This is a genomic window from Globicatella sanguinis (assembly GCF_002847845.2).
Taxonomy (GTDB): domain Bacteria; phylum Bacillota; class Bacilli; order Lactobacillales; family Aerococcaceae; genus Globicatella; species Globicatella sanguinis.
Map to the genome: position 1 here is coordinate 2596257 of NZ_CP126962.1, position 26126 is coordinate 2622382.

Below are 26126 nucleotides of genomic sequence, written 5' to 3' on the forward strand. Positions count from 1 at the left end.
TTAGGAGTTTTAGATGAAGATACAATTTTTAGGTACGGGTTCAGGTGTACCAGCCAAAGCTCGTAATGTTAGTTCATTAGTATTAAAATTATTAGACGAAATCAATGAAATATGGTTATTTGATTGTGGGGAAGCCACTCAACATCAAATATTAAAAACTAGTATTAAACCAAGAAAAATAACCAATATTTTTATTACTCATATGCATGGTGATCATATTTTTGGTCTTCCGGGTTTTTTAAGTAGTCGTTCCTTTCAAGGGGGAGGCAATGATCCCTTAACGATATATGGTCCGCAAGGTATTCGCCAATTCGTTCAAAATGCTTTGCGTTTTTCTAAATCCAAATTGTCTTATCCAATTAAATTCGTGGAATTAAACAATGAAGGCGGACAATTAAAGTTTGCTAATGGTTGGAAAATCGATTATTTACCTTTAAATCATGGTGTGATTAGTTTTGGATTTCGAATAGTTGAACCGGATTCACAAGGAGAATTACTCATCGATCGTTTAGCGCCCTATAATATTCCTAATGGACCTATTTTTGGGCAATTAAAACGAGGCGAAACTGTAACTCTTGCCGATGGAACCATTTTAAATGGGAATGATTTTCTTGGCGAAGAAAAGAAAGGGCGAATTGTGACCATTTTAGGTGATACGCGTCCATGTGCTAATTTAGTGACTTTGGCAAAAGGTGCGGATGTCTTAATTCATGAAGCAACATATGTCGATCAAGAAAAGGATTTAGCTTATGCTCATTTTCACTCAACGAATATACAAGCAGCAAAAGTCGCAAAAGAGGCACAAGTAAAGAAACTGTTAATGAATCATATTAGTGCTCGTTATCTAGGGGCTGATGCTAAGAAATTAGAAAAGCAGGCTAAAACTGTTTTTCCTCAAGCGCAAATTGTCTATGATTTTACTGAGGTTGAAGTGGGCAATCATAAGGAGATGCCAGATGAACAATAAAGTGATGGTCATAACGGGTGCTTCCAGCGGGATTGGTAAAGCGGTCGCGATAAAAGCAGCAAAACAAGGTGCGCATTTAGTTTTAATAGCGCGTAATGTATCAGCTTTAGAAAATTTAGCTCATCAGTTATATCACCAATATCATACGGATAGCTTGGTTGTAAAATGCGATGTCAGTGATAAAATCCAATTAGAATATGCTTATCAAAAAATAAAAAGTAAATATCAAAGGGTAGATTACTTAATAAATTGTGCAGGTTATGGTACATTTAAACTAGCGAATGAATTTAGTTATGAAGAAGTTAACGAGATGTTTAAAGTGAATACTTTTGGTATGATATATTTGACTACTTTAATATCTCAATTAATGGTACAACAACATAGCGGCCACATTTTCTTTGTGAGTTCGATGGCAGGCAAAATGGCCACATCCAATTCCAGTGTCTATTCTAGCACTAAATTTGCGGTTATTGGCTATGCGAATGCCTTGCGGTTAGAACTTAAACAAGCCAATGTTTTTGTCACAACTGTTAATCCAGGACCGGTAGCGACACCATTTTTTAGTTATGATAAAAATTTAAGAGATTATTACGAAAAGGTCAAAAGATTTACAATCACACCAGAATTAGTAGCGGATAAAATTATTAAAGTTGCGACCCAAAAGCCGTATACACGCGAAATTAATTTACCTTTATCGATGTCTTTAGCAGCCAATTTATATCAGATATTTCCTTATGTAGGAGATTACTTAGCCCTTAATATCTTTAATTTGAAATAGGAGTGAAAATTATGAAAAAACAATGGAAACTTATTGTCTCGATCATTATCTTAATTTTAGTGGTGATTTTTGCTTTACAAAATACAAGTACTGTTCCAATTGACTTGTTTTTTGCTAAATTTACTGTTCCACTTGTATTAGTTATCTTATTAAGTTTATTAGTGGGAGTCATTGTCGGTTTAATTACTTCAATTTCAGCTATTTCAGGACAGAAAAAATCTAAAAATGCTACAGTAAAAGAATTAAATACTTTAAAAGAAACAAATTTAAGAGAATTAGCAGCAAAAGACAAAGAAATTTCTCATTTACGTAGTCAAATTAATGATTTAAAAGTAAAAAATAATAATACTTTACAAGTAGAGGACACTAAGTTTTCTGAATAATGGAGAGTTAAAATGAGTTTAATTGAAAATCATTGGCAAATACCGGTAACAGACGGGAAAATTGATGAACAATTAGATACAATGAAGACAGCGGGATTAGATTTTTCTCCCGCTTTTCTTCGTTTATGTATCAATCGTGGGCTGAATTCAGTGGATAAGATATTAGAAGCGACAAATCCAGAACCACAACTTTATCATGATCCGTTTTTATTTTATCAAATGGAGCGTGCGATTGAACGATTACATCAAGCAATTGCAGCAGGCGAATTAATTTTAATTTATGGTGATTATGATGCAGACGGTATCACAAGTACGTTAATTTTAATAGAAGCATTAGAAGAATTAGGGGCAAATTTTACCTATTATTTACCCAATCGTTTAATCGATGGCTATGGTCCAAATATCGAGCGGTATCAACATTTTATTGAAGAAGGCGTACGTGTCATTTTAACTTGTGATAATGGAGTGGCAGGTTTTGAAGCGATTGAATATGCACAGAGTCAAGGGGTCGATGTGATTGTTTCGGATCACCATGAACTACAAGAAACGTTACCCTCTGCTTATGCCATTATTCATCCACGTCATCCCGAAGGTCACTATCCTTTTGGTGAATTAAGTGGTGCAGGTGTAGCATTAAAATTGGCGCATGCTCTATTAGGAGAGTTGCCGATTAATAGTATGGAATTAGCGGCAATTGGGACAGTCGCTGACTTGGTTTCTCTAACGGATGAGAATCGAACGATTGTTAAGAGTGGCTTAAAACTAATGAGTGAGACCTTGCGGATTGGTCTTGAAAAAATGTTAGTGGAAGAATCAGTTGATTTAAGAAAAATTAATGCTGATACGATTGGATTTGTAGTGGGACCCAGACTCAATGCGGTGGGACGTTTAGGCGATCCAACTCCTGCACTAGAGTTACTAAAAACAATCGATGATATTGAAGCTGATCACTTACTTCAAAAAGTGAACGAACAAAATAAAAAAAGACAAGCGATTGTTAATGATATCACCCAACAAGTCATGGAACAAATCGAACACTATGCTACTTTACCACCGATTATTATCGCGGCTGCGCCTAATTGGCCAGCAGGCGTTTTAGGAATTGTTGCGAGTAAGATTACTGAACGCTATCATCGTCCAACAATCATTTTTGAATATCAACAAGCTGAACAACGTTTTCGTGGAAGTGGTCGGTCAATTGAAGGGATTAATTTATTTGACTGTTTAACTGAAAATAAAACTTATTTAGCTCAATTCGGAGGACATAGCCAAGCAGCAGGCTTAACTGTTTTAGAAAATGAATGGGAAAATTTTAAAACAGCCATGCTGTCTACAATGGCCAATTATCAAGCTGTTTTCGAACAACCTAAAACTTTAAAAGTTGATATGGCACTCCCTTTAACAATAGCGACGGAGGAGTTTGTTAAAGAATGTCAATTATTAGCGCCTTTTGGTATGGATAATCCTAAACCAGTATTTGCTTTTAATGATGTGGAACTACAGCAAAAAAGAGTCATAGGTAATCAACACCAACATATTAAATTTTCGATTTATAAAGATAATACTAGTATTGAAGGGATAGGTTTTTCCAAAGCGAATTTATTTAGTCCAATTAACTTAGATGAAACTTTCTCATTAATCGGTTATATAGATATAAATGAATGGCAAGGGAATCGCCAAGTACAAATCCAAGTACTGGATGTTAAAGTCAAAGGGATTATGATTCGTGATTTTCGTTCTAGTAAATTTAATGATGCATTATTAAAAAATCGCAACACGGTATTTTTTTACCAGCAACCTAATTTAAAAGAATGGTTAGCAGATCGAGTTCATCCATCCAATACAATGATTAGTTATGATGAATGGCTCAATAATCAAGCATTAAATTTAGATTTATCACATATTGCATTAATAGAAAATCCAAATAATATGGAACAATTCAATCAATTGATGCTGAATTCTAAAATCAAATTAGTCGATCTAGGTGTTTATTTAACAGAATCGAAATGGCTAGCTGGATTGCCATCAAGAGCAGAATTTGCTGCTGTTTATCGTTGGATTTTAGGTCAAAAAAATGGTTTTGACTTATTAAAAGCGATACAAGTTTTAAGTCAACAAATGAATTTACCTGTTACCAAATTAAAATGTATTTTTAAAGTGTTTTTTGAAGTGAAATTTGTTATAATGAAGGATGGACTGACAGTACCGTTACCCGTAGAGCAAAATGTCAAAGTGGATTTAGTAGAATCAAATGCGTACCAACAGTATGAGCAGTCATTTAAAACTGAAGAATTGTTGAACTATCAAACAATCGAACAGATAAAACAATATATTAATGAATTGAGGAAAAATTAATGGATTTAAAAGAGTATATTGCGCGTGTAGATAATTATCCTACAGAAGGTATTATTTTTAGAGATATTACACCGTTAATGGCAGATGGTAAGGCCTTTGCTTATGCAACCCAACAAATCGTTAACTATGCAAGAGAATTAGAAGTGGATGTCGTGGTTGGACCAGAAGCAAGAGGGTTTATTGTAGGCTGTCCAGTGGCATACGCACTTGAAATTGGCTTTGTTCCGATTCGTAAAAAGGGTAAATTACCTCGTAAAGTGATTGAAGTAGACTACTCTTTAGAATATGGGAAAAACGTATTGACAATTCATGAAGACTCGATTAAACCTGGTCAACGTGTATTAATTACTGATGACTTATTAGCTACAGGTGGGACTATTAAAGCAACCATTGATTTAGTTGAAAAACTAGGCGGTATTGTAGCCGGCTGTGCATTCTTAATTGAATTAGATGAATTAAATGGTAAAGAAAACATTAAAGGATATGACTATATTACATTAATGAACTTTTAATCATTATGAGACTGAAAACTTAACACTATTCTTATATCAGATACAATGTATCATTAAGAATAGGAAGGGTTTCAGTCTCTTTTTAATTCTTAATTTTTTTTGATATTTTCTTTTATACAATGAATTCAAGTAGTTTTTATAGAAAAATTTTGTTATAATGTAACGAGCTAGAAGCCTTGTTGGCATAGTAGATGAATGGAGGGTTACAATGGCTTTTTTTGGCAAACAACGTCTTGGCATTGATTTAGGAACAGCAAATACGTTAATCTATATTGAAAATAAAGGAATAGCCTTACGTGAGCCTTCTATTGTTGCAATTAAGAAAGATACAAAAGAAGCAGTAGCATTTGGTAAAGAAGCTGAACAATTAGTCGGACGGACCTCGGATAATTATGAAATCATTCGTCCAATGAAGGATGGCGTCATTGCTAATTTTTCTTTAACTAAGCAAATGTTGGCCCATTTCATAAAAAAAGCGATACACCGCTCATTTAATGGACCAGATGTTGTTATTTGTGTTCCAAGTAACATTACTAAAGTAGAACGTCGCGCAGTGATTGATGCGATAAAAGATATTGGAATACGAAAAGCTTTGATAGTGGATGAACCCTTCGCTGCGGCTTTAGGTGCCAATTTATCTATCTATGAGCCACGTGGTAAAATGGTAGTAGATATTGGTGGAGGCACGACGGATATTGCCGTTATTTCTTATGGCGAGATTGTTAAAGGTAACGCCATTGTTTATGGTGGTCATAAAATGAACGAGGCTATTTTAGATTATGTGCGTGATCGTTATCAATTAGTTATTGGCATGCAGACCGCTGAAGAAATAAAATTAACCATTGGTAATGCGAATTTTACCAAAGATGATGAAAAAGATCAACGAGTGATTAAAGGACGCAATATAGCGACCGGTCTACCTGAAGAAAAAATTGTACGCGCGAATGTCATTGCCGAAGCAATCGATGAGGTGATTAACCCTATTATTACTGCAATTAAACAAGTTTTAGAAGAAACGCCACCTGAATTAGCGGTGGATGTATTGGAATCGGGTATTGTGATAACCGGTGGTGGTTCACTTTTACGTCGTTTACCTGAAAGGATTCAAAGAGAGATTGGTATTCCGGTTCATTTAGTACAAGTACCATTGGATACAGTAGTCGTAGGTGCGGGAAGACTTCTCAAAGAAATGGAAAATCAAGCACGATTAGCTGAACGTGATAGACGTTAAACTTGAAAAGAGTAGAGAAAGAGGATCGTAGATGAATAATAAAAAATTAATCGGAATATTATTAAGTACGATTATGATGGTGTCATTAATTGCATATACAATGACCAAAGGAACAAATAATATTTTCACGAGTGCGATAAATGATACGGCATCTTGGACGGGTCGAGTCTTTTCTGAACCGGTCAATGTCGTTGTCAAATTCGTCAATTCTGTTGATAAAGTAATCAATACTTTTGAAGAAAATCAACGATTAAAGTCTAAAATTGATCAAGTATATGAATTACAAGTACGAGTGGCAGACTTAGAGGCTGAAAATGAAGCAATGCGTAAAGAATTAAAACTAAACGAAAGTTTAGGAGGATTTACGGTTCAAAATGCTACAGTAATTGCTCGTAACCCTGATCAATGGATGGAAACTTTAACGATTGATGTTGGTTCAAGCCAAGGTATTAAAGAAAATATGGCCGTTATGGCAGGTAATGGATTAGTTGGACGGATTATTGAAGTCAACGCTAATAGTTCCAAAGTCTTATTATTAACCTCTGAAAAATCAAATGCTGGTATGGTATCAGCTAATATTCAATCTAAGAGCGGCTCTGCTAATGGAATTGTTTCATCTTATGATCGTAAAACGAAGCGTTATATTATGACTCAAGTAAATCCTGAAGCTGAGGTGAAAGAAGGAGATATGGTTATTACATCGGGATTGGGCGGTATCATTCCGAGAACGCTATTAATAGGTGAAGTGGCCAATGTGCGTATGGATGATTATGGTTTATTCCAGACGGTTGAAATTGTACCGGCTGGTGAAATGACCGATATTCGATTTGTCACCGTCATTATGCGTGAAGGGCAGAGTGATGTAAGTGAAAATTAATCGTGATCGCAGAATAAAGTGGTTTTTACCTTTTTTCTTATTTTTTAGTATCATTATTGATTCAGCTTTACCTGCAATCTTTCCGGTTGCTTTTTTAGGAAATGACCAGACCATAGTTTCGCATATGGCGTTATATATTTTAACACTCTTTGCTTTTTACTTTCGTGATGAATCGATTCTGATTAATGCTTTAATTTTTGGCTTTTTAACAGATAGTTATAATACAACCATTTTGGGTATTTATGCCTCAATTTACTTTATTGTGACTTATCTAATCCTAAAGACTAAAAAGTATTTTCCTAAAAATACTATTTTACATATGATGTTATTTATTGTTGCGATAACTATTACAGAATTTATCGTTTTCGTTTTTTATCGAGAAGTAGGCTATACTATTATCACATTAACTGAATTTTTAGCGACTCAACTTTGGCCTACCTTAATTTTTAATATTGTATTATCATTTTTAATGTATTTTCCTTCTAAAGCCTTACTATCTTGGCTAGGATACGAAAACTACATAATTATTTAATTAATTATTGGACTAAAACCATTTAGTGATTGCGTAAAGATTGATTAGTATGGTAAGCAAGAGATTGACCTATAATGAGATTTTTAAAATATCTGCCTTTACACTAAATCGGTAAGGCTTGGACGGCTGGGCAAAAAATTTTTAAATTATGTTTTGGTATATCTATTTAATTCAAAGCGCAGTGGTTCAGTGGTCTCAAATGGCGTCTTAATGAGATTAGGTATAAATTTGATAAATTCAATCAAGTGATTGCTCAATATTTAAAAGCGCAGTGGTTGAGTGGCCTCAAATGGCGTCTTAATGAGATTAGGTATAAATTTGATAAATTCAATCAAGTGATTGCTCAATATTTAAAAGCGCAGTGGTTGAGTGGCCTCAAACTGCGTCTTAATGAAGTAAGGCATAAATTTGATAAATTCAATCAAGTGATTGCTCGATATTTAATAGCGCAGTGGTTGAGTGGCCTCAAACGGCGTCTTTCGACTTGTTTGAGGCCTACAAAACTGTGCGGGGGTAGACAGACGAAGCGAAAATCATTCGCTTTTCTACTTCTGGTCTATTCCCAACTGTGCGGGGGTAGACCGGCGAAGCGAAAATCATTCGCTTTTCTACTTCTGGTCTACTCCCAACTGTGCGGGGGTAGACAGACGAAGCGAAAATCATTCGCTTTTCTACTTCTGGTCTACTCCCAACTGTGCGGGGGTAGACAGACGAAGCGAAAATCATTCGCTTTTCTACTTCTGGCTACTCCCAAATGTGCGGGGGTAGGCAGATGAAGCGAAAATTATTTAATTTTCTACTTCTTGCCCACTCCCTTTTTGATGAATGATATAAACAATAAGCAACTGTAAATGTTAGGGTAATGCGACCTTGGGTAATATAGTTTAACAACACCAGAATAATTTACATTTCTTTTTCGAAAAAAACTTTGACACTGAAGGCCATATTTGTTATGATACTTATGTTGTATTTGTGTAGCACCACATCTGCAACCGCACAAGTTGAGTTTTAAGACCTGATGGCACTTAACATGGCGAGTCTAAGTGTAGGGGAAACCCGTAAATATAATATAGGAGGTGCTTTAATGTACGCAATTATTAAAACTGGCGGTAAACAAATTAAAGTTGAAGTTGGTCAATCAATCTTTGTTGAAAAATTAGATGTAGAAGCAGGCGATAAAGTTACTTTTGATGAAGTAATCTTAGTAGGTGGCGAAACTACAAAAGTAGGAACTCCATTAGTTGAAGGCGCAACTGTTGAAGCGACTGTTGAAAAACAAGGTCGTGAAAAGAAAGTTGTAACTTTCAGATACAGACGTCGTAAAGATTCACATCGTAAACAAGGTCATCGTCAACCTTATACAAAATTAACAATTGACGCAATCAACGCTTAATTATGATTAAGATAAAAGTAATGGTTGATGAAAAACAATTGATTCAACAAATTATTACAACCGGACATGCAGGTTATGCTGATTCTGGTTATGATATTGTTTGTGCAGCTGTTTCAAGTCAACTGATTTCGGTCGAAAATTCATTACATCAACTGATCCAAGTACCCGTTCAAACAGAAGTGAACGAAGTTGATGGGGGTTATTTAAAAATAATTTTACCAACTGAATTGACCAAAAAACAAACTGAACAATCACAACTATTATTATCACATTTAGTGTTTGCTTTAGAAGTGATTGCTGAAAGTTATCCTGAATTCGTCAAAATTCAAAATTCAAAATTTATACCATAGGAGGTGCTGTCTCATGTTGAAATTAAATTTACAATTATTCGCTACTAAAAAGGGTGGAGGTTCTACTCAAAACGGTCGTGATTCTATTGCTAAACGTTTAGGTGCTAAAGCAGCTGACGGCGAAACAGTTACTGGTGGTTCTATCCTATACCGTCAACGCGGTACTAAAATCCATCCTGGTAACAATGTAGGTCGCGGTGGCGATGATACATTATACGCTTTAGTTGAAGGTGTTGTACGCTTTGAACGTAAAGGTAAAAAACATAAACAAGTTTCTGTTTATCCAGTTGCTGCAGAAGCTTAATCCATATATATAAAGGCTCTAGACATTCTTCAAAAATGAATGGGGCAGAAAAGGGGCATGTTAGTCTAAAAAAAACTAATATGTCTTTTTTTTACTTAATTTTACCGGAATTAAGTGACAATTTGATGAGGATTTAGTATGATTATTCTTAGAAAGTAGGGATGGTAATGACACAAATTTTATATAATAGTACAAGAAATAATCAGAATAAATTAACGGCCGCTCAAGCCATTGTAAAAGGTATCGCTAATGATGGAGGACTATACTTTCCAGAGACCATGCCAACAATTGACTTAGATTGGGACCACTTAAAAGATGCCTCTTATCAAACAATCGCTAAATTAGTTTTAGGAGCATTTTTTACTGATTTTACGGAAGATGAAATAGCTTATTGTGTGGATCGTGCCTATGATGATAAATTTGATAATGAATTGATTGCCCCTTTAAAAGCTATTAATGAACAAGTATCGATTCTTGAATTATTTCATGGGAATACGATTGCTTTTAAAGATATGGCTTTATCGATTTTACCGTACTTATTAACCACTGCTGCTAAAAAATTAAAGATAGAAGAAGAAATAGTCATTCTAACTGCTACCTCTGGGGACACTGGAAAGGCAGCTCTAGCTGGTTTTAGCGAGGTACCTAATACACGAATAGTGGTATTTTATCCTAAAGATGGCGTCAGTGACATTCAAGAACGACAAATGGTTACGCAGGAGGGGAATAATACTAAGGTAGTGGCAGTTAAAGGAAACTTTGATGACGCTCAAACTAAAGTAAAAGAATTATTTAATGATCAAGCATTAAATAAACAACTTAAAAAACAAGGTTTTTTACTTTCCAGTGCCAATTCCATAAATATCGGTCGATTAGTGCCACAGGTAGTTTATTATGTATATAGTTATGCTCAGTTATTAAAAAATGGTGCAATTAAATCAGGTGATCAAATAAATATCTCGGTGCCGACGGGAAATTTTGGGAACATTTTGGCGGCTTATTTTGCTAAATTAATTGGGGTACCAATTGAAAAACTTATTTGTGCGTCTAATCGCAATAATGTATTAGTCGATTTCTTTAATGAGGGTATCTACGATAGAAGACGTCCTTTCTATTTAACCAGTTCGCCATCAATGGACATTCTTGTTTCAAGTAATCTTGAAAGACTGATTTATTTATTGAATCAACGTCAAGATGAGCCAACGAAAGAATGGATGGAACAATTAATTAAAGAGGGAAGCTATCAAATTAATCAGGCGGTTAAAGAACAATTAACTGATTTTTATGCTAATGAAGCAGATGATGTCTTAACTGCTACGACCATTAAAGAGGTTTATCAAGACAATCATTATATTCTTGATCCACATACGGCTGTCGCATATGCGGTATACCAACAATATCTAAAGGAAACTCAATCGCAAGATCGACAAAATATAACGGTCATTGCCGGCACTGCCAGCCCTTATAAATTCCCAGAAAGTGTGTTACATGCATTGGAAGTTAATACTAGTCAATTATCTGGACGTCAATTAATTGAAAAATTGGCTGAAATTAGTCAAATTGAAGTGCCGTCTGCCATTGAAAATCTTTTTGATGCGCCAATTCGACATCAAGAAGTCGTGGAAATTGAAGAGATGAAAGACACTATTTTACGATTTTTATTAAAATAATGTTTTAAGTTGTTAATATTTAATGGTTAAAGTCATAACGCTTTGCTTAAATCAAGTATATATCAGTTAATTTGATCAATATAGTGATCTTATGAATTAAAATAAAATTTTTTAGGTCGATGACTTTGGTTAATTCCGTTAATAATTAAAGCGTTATAATCAATTTTCATTAGCAAATCATTAGGAATTCAATATTGGACTGAATGGGCGACCAATTTATTTTTGTTTAAGGCTGGGCAAAAACTTTTAAAATTCTGTTCAGGCATATCTATTTAATTAAAGCGCAGTGGTTGAGTGGCCTCAACCTGCGTCTTAACGACTTGTTTGAGACCTACTCAACTGTGCGGGGGTGGACAGACGAAGCGAAATCATTCGATTTTCTTCTTTGGGTCCACTCCCAAATGTGCGGCGGTGGACAGACTAAGCGAAATCATTCGATTTTCTACTTTTTGTCCACTCCCAACTGTGCGGGGGCGGACAGACGAAGCGAAATCATTCGATTTTCTACTTTTTGTCCACTCCCTTAACACCTTCAATTGCCGTCCTTAATTTAACTTTAGTTTAAAGGGAATGTATAGTATAATTAATCAATGTGGGAGCTTTCCTATAATTGTCATTCAGAGAGGAAGATTATATGTCTAAAATTAAAGAAGCATTTGACAAGATCTTAGCTGAGAAGAAGATACCAGCTAATTATAAAGAAATTGAAAATGGGCACCATTTATATCGCTTGCAGTTTAAGGCCAGTGAAACAAAATTATTAATGGTCGAAATTATTATTCAAGAAAGTGAAGATCCATATGTCGATAGTCAAATTATTTATCGCCATGTTCATCTATTAAATGATTACAATAAACGTGGTGAAGCTTTAGACTTAATCAATGAATTAAATGAAATGAAAACCGGTTATTATACTTTACATTTAGCAATGGATGGTGAAATTTTCTTAAGAAATATTATTCGTGTTGGCGAAGATGTCACACCACTATATGAGACGGTAGTCTATGGAGCACGTATTGCTCGTGGTTTAATTCCTGCTTTAGTTGAGAAATTAGGTAAATCTGGCGAAATCGGGTAAGTTAAATGATAAATAAATATTTAAGTGAACATCCAGAGGCGAATTTCTTTTTTCAAATATTTATTGCTGTTATATCCGCATTAATCTTTGGGTTATCAATGAAATTTTTTCTAATTCCTGGCAATATCTTTAGTGCAGGAGCGCCTGGTTTAGCGCAAATAATCAATTATTTTACCCGTGAAACGGCGTTAGCAGCTATCTTTACCACCGGTAATCTTTATTTCATCTTAAATATTCCGTTGATTATCTTAGCATATTTAAAACTAGGAAAAGAATTTACTGTTATGACTTTAATAGTCGTTCTTTTTTCTTCATTGGCCACCAATTTATTTCCCTTAACATACGTTTCTCAAAATCCACTCATTAATGCAGTCATTGGTGGTGTCTTAACGGGTTTAGGAACAGGTATTACGATTAAGTATGGGATGTCAAGTGGGGGGTTCGATATATTATCGCTTTATTTATCGAAAACTTTTGGTTGGGATGTTGGCATGATGACTTTATTAGTTAATTCCATTATTATTATTGGTTCTGGATTGTTGTATAATTTAGAAACGGCTATCTTTACCTTGATCACAATTTTTGTAACTTCTCGTATGATCGATGCGATCCATACTGGAGAACAACGATTAACTGCTTTTATTGTGACGAATGATGCTGCTGCAGTGACCGCTAGTATTCGTACGCGTTTAATAAGAGGTTCAACAATCATTGAAGCCCGTGGAGGTTATACAGGTGATAAGCGAGACTTAATTATGGTAGTCATTAATCGTTATGAATTACATGATTTGCAGTTAGCAGTTATAGAATCTGATAGTAAAGCATTTGTCAATATTATTCAATCAACTAAAGTATTAGGACAGTTTTTAACTAAAGAACAACAAAAATTAATGAAAACTCAGCCGATAAGATAAAGTAATTTGTGATGTCGTGACTGATTACTGATGGCTATCGAATGAGCTTTTGCGTTTATTTATATATTGACAAAAAATATCGAAATCGATTTATGTCACTTTTTCTTAAAAATATTGATTAATAAGAGAATTATCCATCAATCATAAATAGACTAATATTAGTACGCTGATGCTAAAAGATGAACAAAGGACAAATGACCAGAATGTAGCACTGGTTTACATAGAAAAGTCAAATCGTTGAATCATGATGCTTCTTTGGTAGTAAATAGTTTGTTAGTCGATGGTTTGATCATTAATAATATTTCAATAACATTTAAAGACGAGACGATGGGCATTACTTGATTAATTTAGTCAAGTTTATTGTTCTTTACTGAATAGTTCAGTGTTTGAGTGGCCTCAACCTAAGTCTTAAAGTAACCGAGAATACTCTTGGAAGATTCAATCAAATTTATTGTGCGATAATTAATGGCGCAGTGGTTGAGTGGCCTTAATCTGCGTCTTAAAGACTTGTTTGAGACATACTCAACTTGTGCGGGAGTGAACAAATGAAGTGAAAATCATTCAATTTTCTACTTCTGGTTCACTCCCTCGTTTATTTTTAGTGATTCTTCACTGGAAAAAAGAGTAGGCGAGAAATTGACCAATCAACCGATTGATCAACTTTCCGCCTACTTTTAAAATTGTTATTTAATTATTTACGACGATTTTGTTTACCAGCATTACGACGTTTATTGTTTTCATTTACAGGTAAAACCGGTTGTTTAGTAGGAACTAAACGTTTTGAACCTTCGGCAGTTGTTTCGTTGGCTTTTTTAACTTTGGTTCGTTTTTGACGAGGAGAATTCTCAAATTTTTTAGCTTCATCATCAAGCATTTTTTGAATTTTAGGTCTCATAACATGATTTGAATAAAGTTGTTGAATGAAACTAAAAATACTACCCGTTAAGAAATAAATTCCTAAACCAGCATTAGATGCATAAGAAATCCAACCTAACATAATTGGATTCATTAACATCATAGAATTAGTAGTTGAATTGGCAGTTGGATTATCCGTTTTTGGAGTAGCGCGTTGCATTAACCAACCTTGTAAGAAGGCAAATACCACTACTAACGCGACAATCAATAAATTACGTTCACCTAAATGAATACCTAAGAATTTACTATCAATAATCTTTTGTGAAGATCGAATAGCGGTATAGACTGCTGAGATAATTGGCATTTGGATTAATAATGGTAAACATCCAGATAAGCCGCCAAACATATCAATATCATATTTTTTGTAAACAGCCATCAATTCATTATTTAAACGAGCTTTTTCAGTAGGGTCGTCTGTAGCATCGATTTCTGCACGAATTTCATCAATTTCTGGCTGTGCAAATTTCATTCTTGCTTGACTAATCATGGAAGATTTTGTCATCTTTAATGATGAAGGTAACATTAATAATCGGGTAATAATGGTAACGATGATAATTGCGACACCATAACTACCACCAAAGATATTAGCTAAGAAGTTTAAAAAGGCTGTTGCAGGTTTACCAAAATATTCATATACCCAACCTGTTGGGGTTCCATCTGCTGTATATTGCACGCATCCACTTGCTATTAAGACAATTCCAAACAATAATAATAGCATTGGAAGGTGTTTTTTTAATTTTTTCATTAATTCACTCTCCATTAACATTTCATACCTATATACTATAATGAAATATTAACAAATTTTCAACTGTTTTATAGAGAACGGTCTCAATTATCGAAAAATAAGTGATGATGTAAAGCAAAATGTGATAGCTAGCAAATCGACTAAACGGTATCAGTTAAGGCTGTTACAGCTATTTATTATTCAGTCTGTGGATCAGAAAACTGAAACATCATTTGGTCGGTTTTATTTACTATCTACTTTACTTTTAAAGCAAAAGGGTACAGCAAATGCGCTTTGTTTTACTTCTTTATTAATTCTGGCATTGATTAATGTTTTTTACTTCCTTCGCATGAAACCGAATTGTTGAGTTAATAGATTTAAATAAGTTATGATTGTTAATAGCGAATTGAAAAATCTTGGTAGGTTTCTGTTGGAGTGATCTCATTAATATCAATATTATCGATTTTAATTAGCCGATAAGGGGTATTAAAGACTTCGTCAATAAAGTGGTCTATTGAATTTTCATTAGTTTGAACGATTGCTTTGACGGTGCCATCATTTAAATTTTCAACAAAACCTTTAACTTGAGATTTAAGTGCGCACTGATAAACATGATAACGAAATCCGACCCCTTGAACAGTTCCTTTAAAAATAAGTTCATATGTATGCATAGCCCTCATCCTTTTCATTTTGTATGTTTTCATCATATCAAAAAAACCTGAATATGTGTTATAATAATGTGCAGAGAATTTAAGAAAGTGGAGTGTGAGCATTTTGGCTAAAAAAAATACCAACCAAAACAACTCAAAAAAACAAAAAAGTAGCACTCAGACAACTTTAAAATTAAAATATGAAATTACCTATTTAATAATAGGCTTAATTATTTTTTTTATTAGTTTATTATCATTATTTGATGGTGGTTTTGTCGGTAATTTATTTGCGAATAGTTTTCGTTTATTAATTGGTGAAACCTATACCTTATTTTTACTCAGTGCTATTTTATGGGCAACCTATTTAATTTTAAAAGGACATTTACCTAAAATTCGATGGTGGCGCTATTTAGGGGCCTTTTTAATTTTAGTATCCTTAACGACAGTATTACATTTTAATTTATTTAATAGTGTCGAACCTTCAGCTATCTTTCGATTAACTTACGAACGATTTCAAAATGATTTTCTTGTGAGCCAAAATCGAACGGATTTAGGAGGCGGATTTTTAGGAGCCGCTTTTTATTCAACTTTAGGCTATCTATTTGGTCGTTGGGGTACCTATTTATTTTCCGGTATTCTTTTCATTATTGGCTTTTGTTTAGTTGAAAACATCAGTTTTGAGATGTTGAAACAATTTTTCCACAATACATTTGTAGGTATCCGCAATATTTTTAAAAAATTATTCCCTAATTTTGAAGAGATTAAAGACGTATTCAATGATCAGGCAATGGATGTCGCCATTTTACAAGAAGATGATCCAAATATGATTGAACCGATTAATTCAGATGAAAAAATGTCTGACACAATGGTTACTGATAAGAAACCTTCTTTATTTAATCGACTGTTTAAAGATAAACCTGTAGCAAATCAAACAGACGATTTGTATCAGACAGCTTATAAACCAACTTATCAACATGCTGGAACTAGAGAATTTAAACCTTATGATTTAGAAAAAGAGCCAGTTGTCAACCGTATAGTGCGTGAAGAAAAGGTATTGGATTTAGATTATTTTGATTATAATCATAATTTAAGAAAACAACCTAAGGAGCATAACCAACCAGCTAAACCTAATCCAATTAAACCAATTATTATCAGCTCTAATCAAGCGATACAGAATGGATCAGAAGCTTCCCAAGACACAATAACTAAAGAAGAATACTCTGTTCAGGAAGAAATCCCAACTACCAAAGAAACAACTGAGGACTTACAGAATATTGAAGGTGTAGAACGTCCGAGTCAACGCATGAGTTCGGCTGGACATTGGCAAAATCAAGCAGCCAGTACTCAAGATTTGACGACTGATGAGATTGAAAAAGTATTGGATTCGGCGGAAATTGCTGAACCCAAAGCCAATAAGAAACCAGCTCAAGTTAAGAAAGGCAAAAAATTAACCTTACCCGGTAAAAACTTATTGAAAAAAATACCACCGGTTGACCAAAGTGAAGAATATGAACGTATTAATGAAAATATCGAAAAATTAGAACGTACCTTTGAAAGTTTTGGCGTAAAAGCCAAAGTGGTACAAGCTAATTTAGGCCCCTCGGTAACGAAGTACGAAATTGAACCGGCAGTAGGAGTGAAGGTTAGTAAAATTGTTTCTTTATCTGATGATATTGCCTTGGCATTAGCCGCACGTGATATTCGGATGGAAGCACCGATTCCGGGCAAATCATTGATTGGGATTGAAGTACCGAATAATCAAGTTAGTCCGGTTTCCTTTTGGGAAATTATTGATGCCGCACTTGAGAGTAAAAACTTATTGGAAGTGCCATTGGGACGTGACATCTCGGGGTCGGTCTGTTTAGCTGATTTAAGCAAGATGCCTCACTTATTAATTGCTGGAGCTACTGGTTCAGGTAAATCGGTGGGGATGAATGTTATTATTGTGTCCTTGTTAATGAAAGCTCAACCGGATGAAGTTAAATTTTTAATGATTGATCCGAAAAAAGTTGAATTGACACTCTATGATGATTTACCACATCAATTGACACCTGTTGTCACTAATCCACGAAAAGCAGCTCAAGCTTTAAATAAAGTGGTTCAAGAAATGGAACGACGTTATGAATTATTTGCAGCGTCAAATGTGCGAAATATTGATAGTTATAATGAACAAGTCGATGACTGGAACAAAGAACAACGAGAGACCGTTTATGAAAAATTACCTAAAATTATTGTATTTGTTGATGAGTTAGCGGATTTAATGATGGTCGCAAGTAATGAAGTCGAAAATGCCATTATACGCTTGGCGCAAATGGCACGTGCTGCTGGGATTCATATGATTATCGCGACTCAAAGACCATCAGTGGATGTCATTACGGGGATTATTAAAGCCAATGTACCGAGCCGTTTAGCCTTTGCAGTTTCAAGTGGTACTGACTCACGAACTATTTTAGATAGTAATGGGGCAGAAAAATTACTTGGACGTGGGGATATGCTATTTCAACCAATGGGTAAAAATAAACCAGTTCGTGTTCAAGGTGCTTATATTTCAGATACAGAAGTTGAACGGATTACTGATTTCATTAAAGAACAACAAAAAGCTGATTACGAAGATTCACTGATTGATCTTGATGGGGAGAGTGAAAGTTCACTTGATGTGAGTGAAGATGAGTACTTTGAAGAGGCTGTCGCCATGCTTGAAGGACTTGAAACCATTAGTATTTCTCAATTACAACGTAAATTTAGAATCGGTTATAACCGGGCAGCCCGTTTAGTGGATGATATGGAAGCGGCAGGTTTAGTTGCTCCGCAAGATGGTAGTAAGCCACGTCAAGTATTATAGAATTGACTAGCATCCATTTAGATGATATGACCGAATATACACAAATCAATTAAATAAAAATAAAACGAGATTTAGCTAGACTCAAATGTCAATTCCTTTAAATCATAAAAAGAATGATAAGGAGCATTACGCTTAGAGCAAGCTAATCTCGTTTTTTTTTATAAACTTTGAATCAGTACCATATAAACAATTGTTCCAATACTAATACTTAATAATAAATTACGTTTGAATAAATGAACAATAATGACAACAACCGTTGCAATAATGCCATACCAGTTTTGTTGAGAAAATGGTATTTGATAATTTTTAAAAGCATAAATAACTAATAAAGCTAGAACAGCACTAGGTAAAACCTCACCCAAATATCGTACAAATTGAGGTGGTTCTTTACTTTCAGGAAAGATAAGAAACGTAATAAAACGAGTGGTCATGGTACCTAAAACTACCACTAGAATTGTTAGAATTTGTTGTGTAATTGTCATCTTCATCGCTCCCAACCGCTAGGCTTCGTTATAAAAAATTGAAAAGAAAAAATGAGTATAATCATTACCATCGCAGGAATCATAAAATTTTCTGCCCCAAATACGATAAGACTTAATAGTGAGGCCAACAAACCAATAAATACGGAATGATGTTGTTTTTTCTTAAGCCAATGATCGAGTAATAACACAATAAAGAGCGCATTTAGCACAAAATCGATCCCTTGAGTATCAAAAGGTAAATGATTACCAAAAATAGCACCTACAGCTGTACCCAATACCCAATACACTTGATTTAACCAAGTAACATGAAAATAGATCCAACTTTTATCTAAGTATTCTGGAATATCAAGTGAAACATTAATCGAAAAAGTTTCATCACACATGCCAAAAATGATAAAAAATTTCTTCCAACCTAAATTTTTAAATTTATCCAGCATCGATAATCCATAAAATATATGACGAGCATTCACCATGATCGTTAATAAATAGGACATTATCGGATTAAAGGTTCCTAATAACATACTCATGGTGACAAACTCCATTGACCCGGCATAGACGATAGCACTGGTTACAATAGGAAACAACGGATGAAAACCTAAAGAAGTGGCGAAGATGCCATAGGATATGCCTAAAAATAAAAAACCTGTAAAAATTGGGATTGTTTTGGGAAAAGCAAATTTAAAAGCTTCTTTCATTCTCATGCTCCTTTACTAAAAAAATAAGGTATCATAGTACCTGAAAGGGAGTGGGCAAGAAGTAGAAAATTAAATAATTTTCGCTTCGTCTGCCCACCCCCGCACAGTTGAGTAGGTCTCAAACAAGTCGTTAAGATGCCATTTGAGACCACTCAACCACTGCGCTTTGAATTAAATAGATATGCCTGAACAGAATTTAAAAATTTTTGCCCAACCTCATATTAGCATTACTTAATTTTATTTTAACCACCTACTTTAGTCAAGTTTTGTGAGTTGTTTAAATTAAGTTGCTTGACTGATATGAAATTGGTAAAATACTAAAAGTATATGAGGTGATAAGAAATGAAAAAAATAACCATTGCTATCGATGGACCGGCTTCTTCGGGTAAAAGTACAATCGCCAAAGAAGTCGCTCAACGATTGGGAATAGCTTATATCGATACGGGTGCGATGTATCGCGGTATTACTTTAGCATTAATAGAGCAAAATATACCTTTCGCTGATGTCGATCAAATCGTGGCATTGATGAATCAAATAAAAATGGAATTTAAAATAATTGAAGGGAGTCAGCATCTTTTCATTGAAGGAGAAGATGTCTCTGAAAAAATTCGTTCAGTCGAAGTAACCGAAAATGTTTCAGAAGTCGCTGCAATACCTGAAGTGCGTCAACACTTAGTAAGTCTGCAACAACGAATGGCTGAAGCCAGTTCAGTTGTAATGGATGGCCGTGATATTGGAACAGTGGTATTACCTAATGCACCATACAAGTTTTTCTTTACGGCCAGTCCACAGGTAAGGGCTTTACGACGTTATAAAGAAAATATGGCAAAAGGTTTGACGTCACAAAGCTTAGCTGAAATAGAAGCAGCCATCATTGAACGAGACCGCTATGACTCGACTAGAGAACACAGTCCCTTAAAAAAAGCGGATGATGCGATTTTAGTTGATACAGGTGACCTGACGATTGACGAAACCGTCGCAAAAATCATCCAAAATGTTGAAAAATAAGTATTAAATTGATAGTTTTATCGCTTTCTTACTAGACGAAAGCTAATTTATTTGTTAAAATGTTCATTGTAGGCTCTTTATAACTAAAAAGAGCGACAATATTGTAGGTAACTGCTTAGGAGGAACTGGTAGATGTCAGAAGTTGAAAAGACAGAAATTGAAATGACTGAAGTAGAAAATACTGAAGTTGAAAGTACAGAAGTTGAAGAAACTGAAGTAGCAAAAGTTGAAGATACAAAAGAGGAAGAAGCTCCTGTTGTATTAGAAACAATGGAAGATGCTTTAGATAGCGTCATCGAAATTAAGATTGGTGATACTGTAAAAGGTGATGTATTAGCCTTTGATGATAACCAAGTACGTGTTGCAATTAAAGAATCTGGTGGTTTAGAAGGTGTTATCCCTCGTAATGAATTATCAGAATCTTCATTTGAAGAATTATCAGATATCGTATCAATTGGTGATGAAGTAGAATTAGTTGTTTTAAAACCAATTAAAGATAAAGAAAATGGTAACTACTTATTATCTAAAAAACGCGTTGAAGCTAAAAAAGTTTGGGCTGAATTAAAAGAAAAAGCTGACAAAGGCGAAACAATTGAAGCACCTGTTAAAGATGTTGTTAAAGGTGGTTTAGTAGTTGATGCTGGTGTTCGTGGATTCGTTCCAGCTTCTATGGTTGAAGATCACTTTGTAGAAGACTTCTCACCATACAAAGGTAAAACTTTAGAATTCAAGATCGTTGAAATCGATGATATGGATAATCGTTTAATCTTATCTCATAAAGAAATCGCTAGAGCTGAACGTGAAGCAAAACGTGCAGAAGTTTTATCTAATTTAGAAGTGGATTCTATTGTTGAAGGTAAAGTTGCGCGCTTAACAAACTTTGGTGCCTTTATCGATTTAGGTGGGGTTGATGGATTAGTTCATATTAGCCGTATTTCACACCAACACATTAACAAGCCAAGTGATGCGTTAACAATTGGTGATACTGTTCAAGTGAAAGTATTATCAGTTGATGAAGAAAAAGGACGTATTTCATTATCAATTAAAGACACTCTACCTGGACCTTGGGATAATATCGAAGAAAAAGCAAGTGAAGGAACTGTCTTAAAAGGAACTGTAAAACGTTTAACTGATTTCGGTGCATTCGTTGAAGTATTCCCTGGAGTTGAAGGTTTAGTTCACGTTTCACAAATTGCTCATGAGCACGTTGCATCTCCTGCTGATAAATTAGAAGAAGGTCAAGAAATTGATGTTAAAGTTTTAAGTACTGATGCTGAAAATCAAAGATTATCATTATCAATTAAAGCTTTATTAGAAAGACCAGCTCAACCAGCAAGAGAAGAACAAGCTTCTACTGAAGGCGAAGCAGCAAAACCTGCACGTTCTAATAACCAACGTCCAAGAAGAAATAGTGGACAAGCTCGTCGTCAAAATAATTCGAATACAAAAACAACATATTCAGATTCTAATGACACTGGCTTCACAATTGGTGATGTATTTGGAGATTTACTTGATGGTTTCAAACCAGAAGGTGAATAATCGATACTTTAAATAAAGTCAATCAGGCTGTGACCTAAGTCGCAGCCTTTTCTTATGAATTTTTTTGGAGGTGAACAGATGAGTATTCCTACAGTTGCTTTAGTTGGAAGACCCAATGTGGGAAAATCAACCGTATTTAATCGTTTAGTAGGGGAACGAATTTCCATTGTTGAAGATTATCCTGGTGTTACCCGTGACCGTATATATGCAAAAGGGGAATGGTTAGGCAAAGAATTTCGTTTAATTGATACGGGTGGAATTGAGATGATTGATGAACCCATCATGAATCAAATCCGTTATCAAGCACAAATTGCGATTGATGAAGCAGATGTCATTCTCTTTTTAACGAGTGCAAGAGAAGGCGTAACAGATGCTGATGAAGAATTATCAATGTTACTGCATCGAACTAATAAACCGGTGATCCTTTTAGTGAATAAAGCCGACAATCCAGAACAACGTCAACAAGTTTGGGAATTTTACTCACTTGGCCAAGGTGATCCTTTCCCCGTATCTGGAGCACACGGAACAGGGTTAGGTGATGTTCTAGATAAGATTTTCACTTATATTCCAGAAGACGCCCAAATTAAAGAAAATGAAGACTTGATTAAGTTTAGTTTTATCGGACGCCCCAATGTGGGGAAATCCAGCTTAGTCAATGCCATCTTAAAAGAACAGCGAGTGATTGTTTCTGATATGGAAGGGACAACTCGAGAAGCGGTTGATACTTATTTTACAACCGATAATGGTCGTGAATTTATGATGATTGATACCGCTGGTATACGTAAACGGGGGAAAGTTTATGAAAATACCGAAAAATACAGTGTGTTAAGAGCCTTGTCTGCGATTGATCGAAGTGATATCGTCTGTTTAGTGATTGATGCTGTAACAGGTATTAGAGAACAAGATAAAAAGGTTGCCGGTTATGCTTATGAAGCAGGCAAAGGAATTGTAATTTTAGTGAATAAATGGGATGCGGTAGATAAATCGGAAAACCTATTTGAGGAATTTACTAAAGACATTCGAGCACAATTTCAATATTTAGAATTTGCCCCTATATTATTTGTCAGTGCAAAAACAGGTCAACGATTGAATCGATTACCAGAATTATTAGAAATGATTTATGATAATCGTCATCGTCGTATTCAATCTTCTGTTCTCAATGATGTATTAATGGATGCTGTCGCAATGAATCCAACCCCGACTGATAAAGGTCGAAGATTGAAGATATATTATATGACTCAAGTAGCCATTAATCCACCAACTTTTGTTGTTTTTGTTAATGACTTAGAACTGATGCATTTCAGTTATGAGCGTTTTTTACAAAATCAACTCCGTGATTCTTTCTATTTTGAAGGAACACCCATAAAATTAATAGTCAGAGAGCGTGAATAGTAGTCTTTTTATTGAATTCATCATAAAGATGTGCTATTCTGATATAGAAATAACTATTGAAATTTATTTCGATGTAATACTCATAAAGAGTAAAAAATAAGGAGGAATTTACTAATGGCAAATAAAGCAGAATTAGTAGAAAAAGTAGTAGCTAAAACTAACTTAACTAAGAAAGATGTAACAGCAACTGTAGAAGCATTATTCGAAACAATTCAAGAAGAATTATCTGCAGGTGAAAAAGTTCAATTAATCGGCTTCGGTACATTTGAAGTTCGCGAACGTGCAGCTCGTAAAGGTCGTAACCCTCAAACAGGTGAAGAAATTGAAATCGCTGCTTCTAAAGTTCCAGGATTCAAAGCTGGTAAAGCATTAAAAGACGCAGTTAAATAATTTTAAATTTTATTAAGATAAAATGGACAGAAAATGGAAAGATTAATTTTTCCTTTCTGTCTTTTTTTGGTATGACGGGCATGTCATACATCTAGGGTGCAAGTCCCTGAGGGCACCTGCTATCGGTGAACCCAATAGTGATTCTCAAGCTTGACCATCGTGAGGTGGCGAGGAGAAGAAGAGATAACGAAATCGTGGCTCCACGAACAGGAACACAATACGAAGGCGCGTATAGCGGATGAGATGGCCAAAAGCATTAAAGTCCAAATAGATAGTCGTAACCTATGCGTGTAAATTGTGGGAGTAAACGAGGAAAGATGTATGACTTATCCCGTGAGGTCTCATGAGCGTCTCAGACGTAGTAATAACGAATCATGAGAAGTCAGCCGAAGCCATAGTAGTGTCGAAGCTTGCGTAATGTAAGTGGAGCGAAGGGCTGAACAATTAACAAAGTGTAAACTACTCGAATTGTACTCCTTTATATGTCTGACTAGTTAGGACAATATCACGTATTGATGGAGAAATAACAGAAAAAATAAGACAAATAGGAACAGCGAAACAAGAAAGGAGACACACCATGTCGCAACTATTATTACAAATTTTATCGACTTCCAATATGACACTTGCACTCAAGCAAGTGAAACGGAACAAAGGAAGAGCGGGACTTGATGGTATAACGGTGGATGAAATCGAACAATACATCCGAGCAAACTGGCAAGATATTAAAGGTCAGATAATCCACCGCAAATACAAACCGACCCCAGTGCTCAGAGCTGAAATACCGAAGCCAGACGGCAGTAAGCGAAATTTAGGTATCCCGACTGTCATGGACCGAATTATTCAACAAGCTATTGTACAGGTATTGACCCCCTTATGCGAACCTCACTTCAGTGAATATAGCTATGGATTTCGCCCGGGACGTTCCTGTGAAGACGCCATCATGCAGTTATTAAGCTACCTTAACGATGGTTATGAATGGATAGTGGACATTGACCTTGAAAAGTTTTTCGACAACGTCCCACAAGACCGACTGATGTCACGGGTTCATGAACTTATTCACGACGGCGATGTTGAATCACTTATACGAAAATATTTACAAGCTGGAGTGCAAATCATGGGGGTTTATCATGAAAGTACTCAAGGAACCCCACAAGGAGGGAATTTATCTCCACTCCTATCCAATATCATGTTAAACGAATTGGACAAAGAATTAACAAAACGAGGGCTACAGTTTACGCGATATGCAGATGACTGCATTATAGCAGTCTCAAGTGAAGCAGCAGCCAAACGGGTCATGTACAGTGTTTCTCGCTACATTGAACAGAAACTGGGATTAAAAGTCAATATGACAAAGACAAAAATAACGCGCCCAAACAAACTTAAATACCTAGGATTCGGTTTTTATAAAAACACAAAGAGTCGACAATGGGCACCGCGTCCACATCAGGAGTCGATAGCACGATTTGAACGCAAATTAAAGCAGTTGAGCAAACGAAGCTGGAGCGTTTCACTCACCCAAAGAATTGAGAAACTAAATCAAGTTATAAGAGGTTGGGTTAACTACTACAGCGTAAGTTCGATGAAAACACGACTAAAAAGGATTGACGAGCATTTAAGAACGCGTATAAGGGTCGTGATATGGAAACAATGGAAGACCAAACGCAAACGACTTTGGGGACTTGCCAAGCTAGGAATGCCTAAAGGAATGGCAGACAAAGTCTCTGGTTGGGGAGACCATTATCAATTTGTAGCACTTAAATCAGGGATACAATACTACATCACAAAAGATATCCTAAGAATAAGAGGATTAATAAGTATCTATGATTATTATATAAAGCGACATGCGTTAAAAGTTAATTGAACCGCCGTGTGCCGAACGGCACGCACGGTGGTGTGAGAGGGACGGGAAACCGTCCCTACTCGATTATAGAATGATCGATGATAAAGTTGAATGGGCTTTGTTGGTTTGAAGCGACTAACATCATGCTAATAGGTCAATGCTATGTGAGATCGGCTGATTGCCAGTCAACTCTGTCCATTGGTCCCCTAGCAAATAATTTAAGATTTATAAGAGCCAAAATGTTATTTTGTTTTAAAACATGATATAATACAATAGAGTTTTGAGAATTAAAAAGGAGAATCAAT

At 35.2% G+C, this 26126-nt stretch carries 24 protein-coding genes and 1 other annotated feature; of the genes, 20 read left to right on the plus strand and 4 right to left on the minus strand.

Annotated features, from left to right (window positions below; all coding sequences use genetic code 11):
- The first annotated feature begins 13 nt into the window (after positions 1-13).
- The 14 genes from rnz (at position 14) to CYJ72_RS11540 (ending at position 13344) form a co-directional block, all read left to right on the plus strand.
- Positions 14-967, plus strand: a complete 954-nt coding sequence (rnz, locus tag CYJ72_RS11475) for a ribonuclease Z (RefSeq protein ID WP_066124843.1) — start codon at positions 14-16, stop codon at positions 965-967.
- A complete protein-coding gene (locus tag CYJ72_RS11480; RefSeq protein ID WP_284629931.1) occupies positions 957-1745 on the plus strand; it encodes an SDR family NAD(P)-dependent oxidoreductase in 789 nt (262 codons plus the stop codon). The genes rnz and CYJ72_RS11480 overlap by 11 nt, the downstream gene beginning before the upstream one ends.
- A gap of 11 nt (positions 1746-1756) precedes the next feature.
- Positions 1757-2128: a lipopolysaccharide assembly protein LapA domain-containing protein gene (locus CYJ72_RS11485; protein WP_066124845.1), complete on the plus strand. Its 372-nt coding sequence runs from the start codon at positions 1757-1759 to the stop codon at positions 2126-2128.
- A gap of 12 nt (positions 2129-2140) precedes the next feature.
- Positions 2141-4483 (plus strand): single-stranded-DNA-specific exonuclease RecJ, encoded by a 2343-nt coding sequence (recJ, locus tag CYJ72_RS11490; RefSeq protein ID WP_284629933.1) that lies wholly within the window; start codon positions 2141-2143, stop codon positions 4481-4483.
- The gene (locus CYJ72_RS11495; RefSeq protein ID WP_066124849.1) at positions 4483-4995 is read left to right on the plus strand and encodes an adenine phosphoribosyltransferase; all 513 of its coding nucleotides are present in this window, start codon (positions 4483-4485) and stop codon (positions 4993-4995) included. The genes recJ and CYJ72_RS11495 overlap by 1 nt, the downstream gene beginning before the upstream one ends.
- Before the next feature lie 208 nt (positions 4996-5203).
- Positions 5204-6226, plus strand: a complete 1023-nt coding sequence (locus CYJ72_RS11500; RefSeq protein ID WP_066124851.1) for a rod shape-determining protein — start codon at positions 5204-5206, stop codon at positions 6224-6226.
- A gap of 31 nt (positions 6227-6257) precedes the next feature.
- Complete coding sequence (gene mreC / locus CYJ72_RS11505; protein WP_066124853.1) at positions 6258-7103, plus strand: rod shape-determining protein MreC; 846 nt, start codon at positions 6258-6260, stop codon at positions 7101-7103.
- Positions 7093-7635 (plus strand): rod shape-determining protein MreD, encoded by a 543-nt coding sequence (mreD, locus tag CYJ72_RS11510; protein ID WP_066124855.1) that lies wholly within the window; start codon positions 7093-7095, stop codon positions 7633-7635. The genes mreC and mreD overlap by 11 nt, the downstream gene beginning before the upstream one ends.
- Positions 7636-8615: 980 nt before the next feature.
- Positions 8616-8686 (plus strand) — a sequence feature (ribosomal protein L21 leader region).
- A gap of 33 nt (positions 8687-8719) precedes the next feature.
- Positions 8720-9028 (plus strand): 50S ribosomal protein L21, encoded by a 309-nt coding sequence (gene rplU / locus CYJ72_RS11515; RefSeq protein WP_066127078.1) that lies wholly within the window; start codon positions 8720-8722, stop codon positions 9026-9028.
- 2 nt (positions 9029-9030) lie between these two features.
- Entirely contained in the window at positions 9031-9378 is a 348-nt protein-coding gene (locus tag CYJ72_RS11520; RefSeq protein WP_066127076.1) for a ribosomal-processing cysteine protease Prp, read from the plus strand.
- Between the two features lie 13 nt (positions 9379-9391).
- Positions 9392-9682: a 50S ribosomal protein L27 gene (gene rpmA, locus CYJ72_RS11525; protein ID WP_066127071.1), complete on the plus strand. Its 291-nt coding sequence runs from the start codon at positions 9392-9394 to the stop codon at positions 9680-9682.
- A 167-nt stretch (positions 9683-9849) separates the two neighbouring features.
- Positions 9850-11352, plus strand: a complete 1503-nt coding sequence (gene thrC / locus CYJ72_RS11530) for a threonine synthase (RefSeq protein ID WP_101813707.1) — start codon at positions 9850-9852, stop codon at positions 11350-11352.
- Positions 11353-11986: 634 nt separating this feature from the next.
- On the plus strand, positions 11987-12430 hold the full coding sequence (locus tag CYJ72_RS11535; protein WP_101813706.1) for a hypothetical protein: 444 nt from the start codon (positions 11987-11989) through the stop codon (positions 12428-12430).
- A 5-nt stretch (positions 12431-12435) separates the two neighbouring features.
- Entirely contained in the window at positions 12436-13344 is a 909-nt protein-coding gene (locus tag CYJ72_RS11540; protein WP_284629939.1) for a YitT family protein, read from the plus strand.
- Between the two features lie 691 nt (positions 13345-14035).
- On the opposite strand, the gene yidC is transcribed toward CYJ72_RS11540, so the two are convergent.
- Positions 14036-15004, minus strand: a complete 969-nt coding sequence (gene yidC, locus CYJ72_RS11545; protein ID WP_066126098.1) for a membrane protein insertase YidC — start codon at positions 15002-15004, stop codon at positions 14036-14038.
- A 374-nt stretch (positions 15005-15378) separates the two neighbouring features.
- A complete protein-coding gene (locus CYJ72_RS11550; RefSeq protein WP_066126099.1) occupies positions 15379-15654 on the minus strand; it encodes an acylphosphatase in 276 nt (91 codons plus the stop codon).
- 103 nt (positions 15655-15757) lie between these two features.
- On the opposite strand from CYJ72_RS11550, the gene CYJ72_RS11555 reads away from it, so the two are divergent.
- Positions 15758-18475, plus strand: coding sequence for an FtsK/SpoIIIE family DNA translocase (locus CYJ72_RS11555; protein WP_284629942.1), 2718 nt, complete (start codon positions 15758-15760; stop codon positions 18473-18475).
- A 158-nt stretch (positions 18476-18633) separates the two neighbouring features.
- On the opposite strand, the gene CYJ72_RS11560 is transcribed toward CYJ72_RS11555, so the two are convergent.
- Both CYJ72_RS11560 and CYJ72_RS11565 read right to left on the minus strand, forming a co-directional pair.
- Positions 18634-18957, minus strand: a complete 324-nt coding sequence (locus tag CYJ72_RS11560; protein WP_245631293.1) for a branched-chain amino acid transporter permease — start codon at positions 18955-18957, stop codon at positions 18634-18636.
- Positions 18958-18959: 2 nt separating this feature from the next.
- Positions 18960-19652 carry an AzlC family ABC transporter permease gene (locus tag CYJ72_RS11565; RefSeq protein ID WP_219525980.1) on the minus strand — a complete coding sequence of 231 codons (693 nt, stop codon included), beginning with the start codon at positions 19650-19652 and terminating at the stop codon, positions 18960-18962.
- Positions 19653-19994: 342 nt separating this feature from the next.
- Between CYJ72_RS11565 and cmk the strand changes: the two genes are divergently transcribed.
- The 5 genes from cmk (at position 19995) to ltrA (ending at position 25842) form a co-directional block, all read left to right on the plus strand.
- Positions 19995-20660: a (d)CMP kinase gene (gene cmk / locus CYJ72_RS11570; protein WP_284629945.1), complete on the plus strand. Its 666-nt coding sequence runs from the start codon at positions 19995-19997 to the stop codon at positions 20658-20660.
- Positions 20661-20930: 270 nt separating this feature from the next.
- Positions 20931-22199 carry a 30S ribosomal protein S1 gene (gene rpsA / locus CYJ72_RS11575; RefSeq protein WP_257876965.1) on the plus strand — a complete coding sequence of 423 codons (1269 nt, stop codon included), beginning with the start codon at positions 20931-20933 and terminating at the stop codon, positions 22197-22199.
- Positions 22200-22277: 78 nt separating this feature from the next.
- Positions 22278-23591, plus strand: a complete 1314-nt coding sequence (der, locus tag CYJ72_RS11580; protein ID WP_101813701.1) for a ribosome biogenesis GTPase Der — start codon at positions 22278-22280, stop codon at positions 23589-23591.
- 114 nt (positions 23592-23705) lie between these two features.
- A complete protein-coding gene (locus CYJ72_RS11585; protein ID WP_066126414.1) occupies positions 23706-23981 on the plus strand; it encodes an HU family DNA-binding protein in 276 nt (91 codons plus the stop codon).
- Between the two features lie 577 nt (positions 23982-24558).
- The gene (ltrA, locus tag CYJ72_RS11590; RefSeq protein WP_284629402.1) at positions 24559-25842 is read left to right on the plus strand and encodes a group II intron reverse transcriptase/maturase; all 1284 of its coding nucleotides are present in this window, start codon (positions 24559-24561) and stop codon (positions 25840-25842) included.
- The last annotated feature ends 284 nt before the right edge of the window (positions 25843-26126 follow it).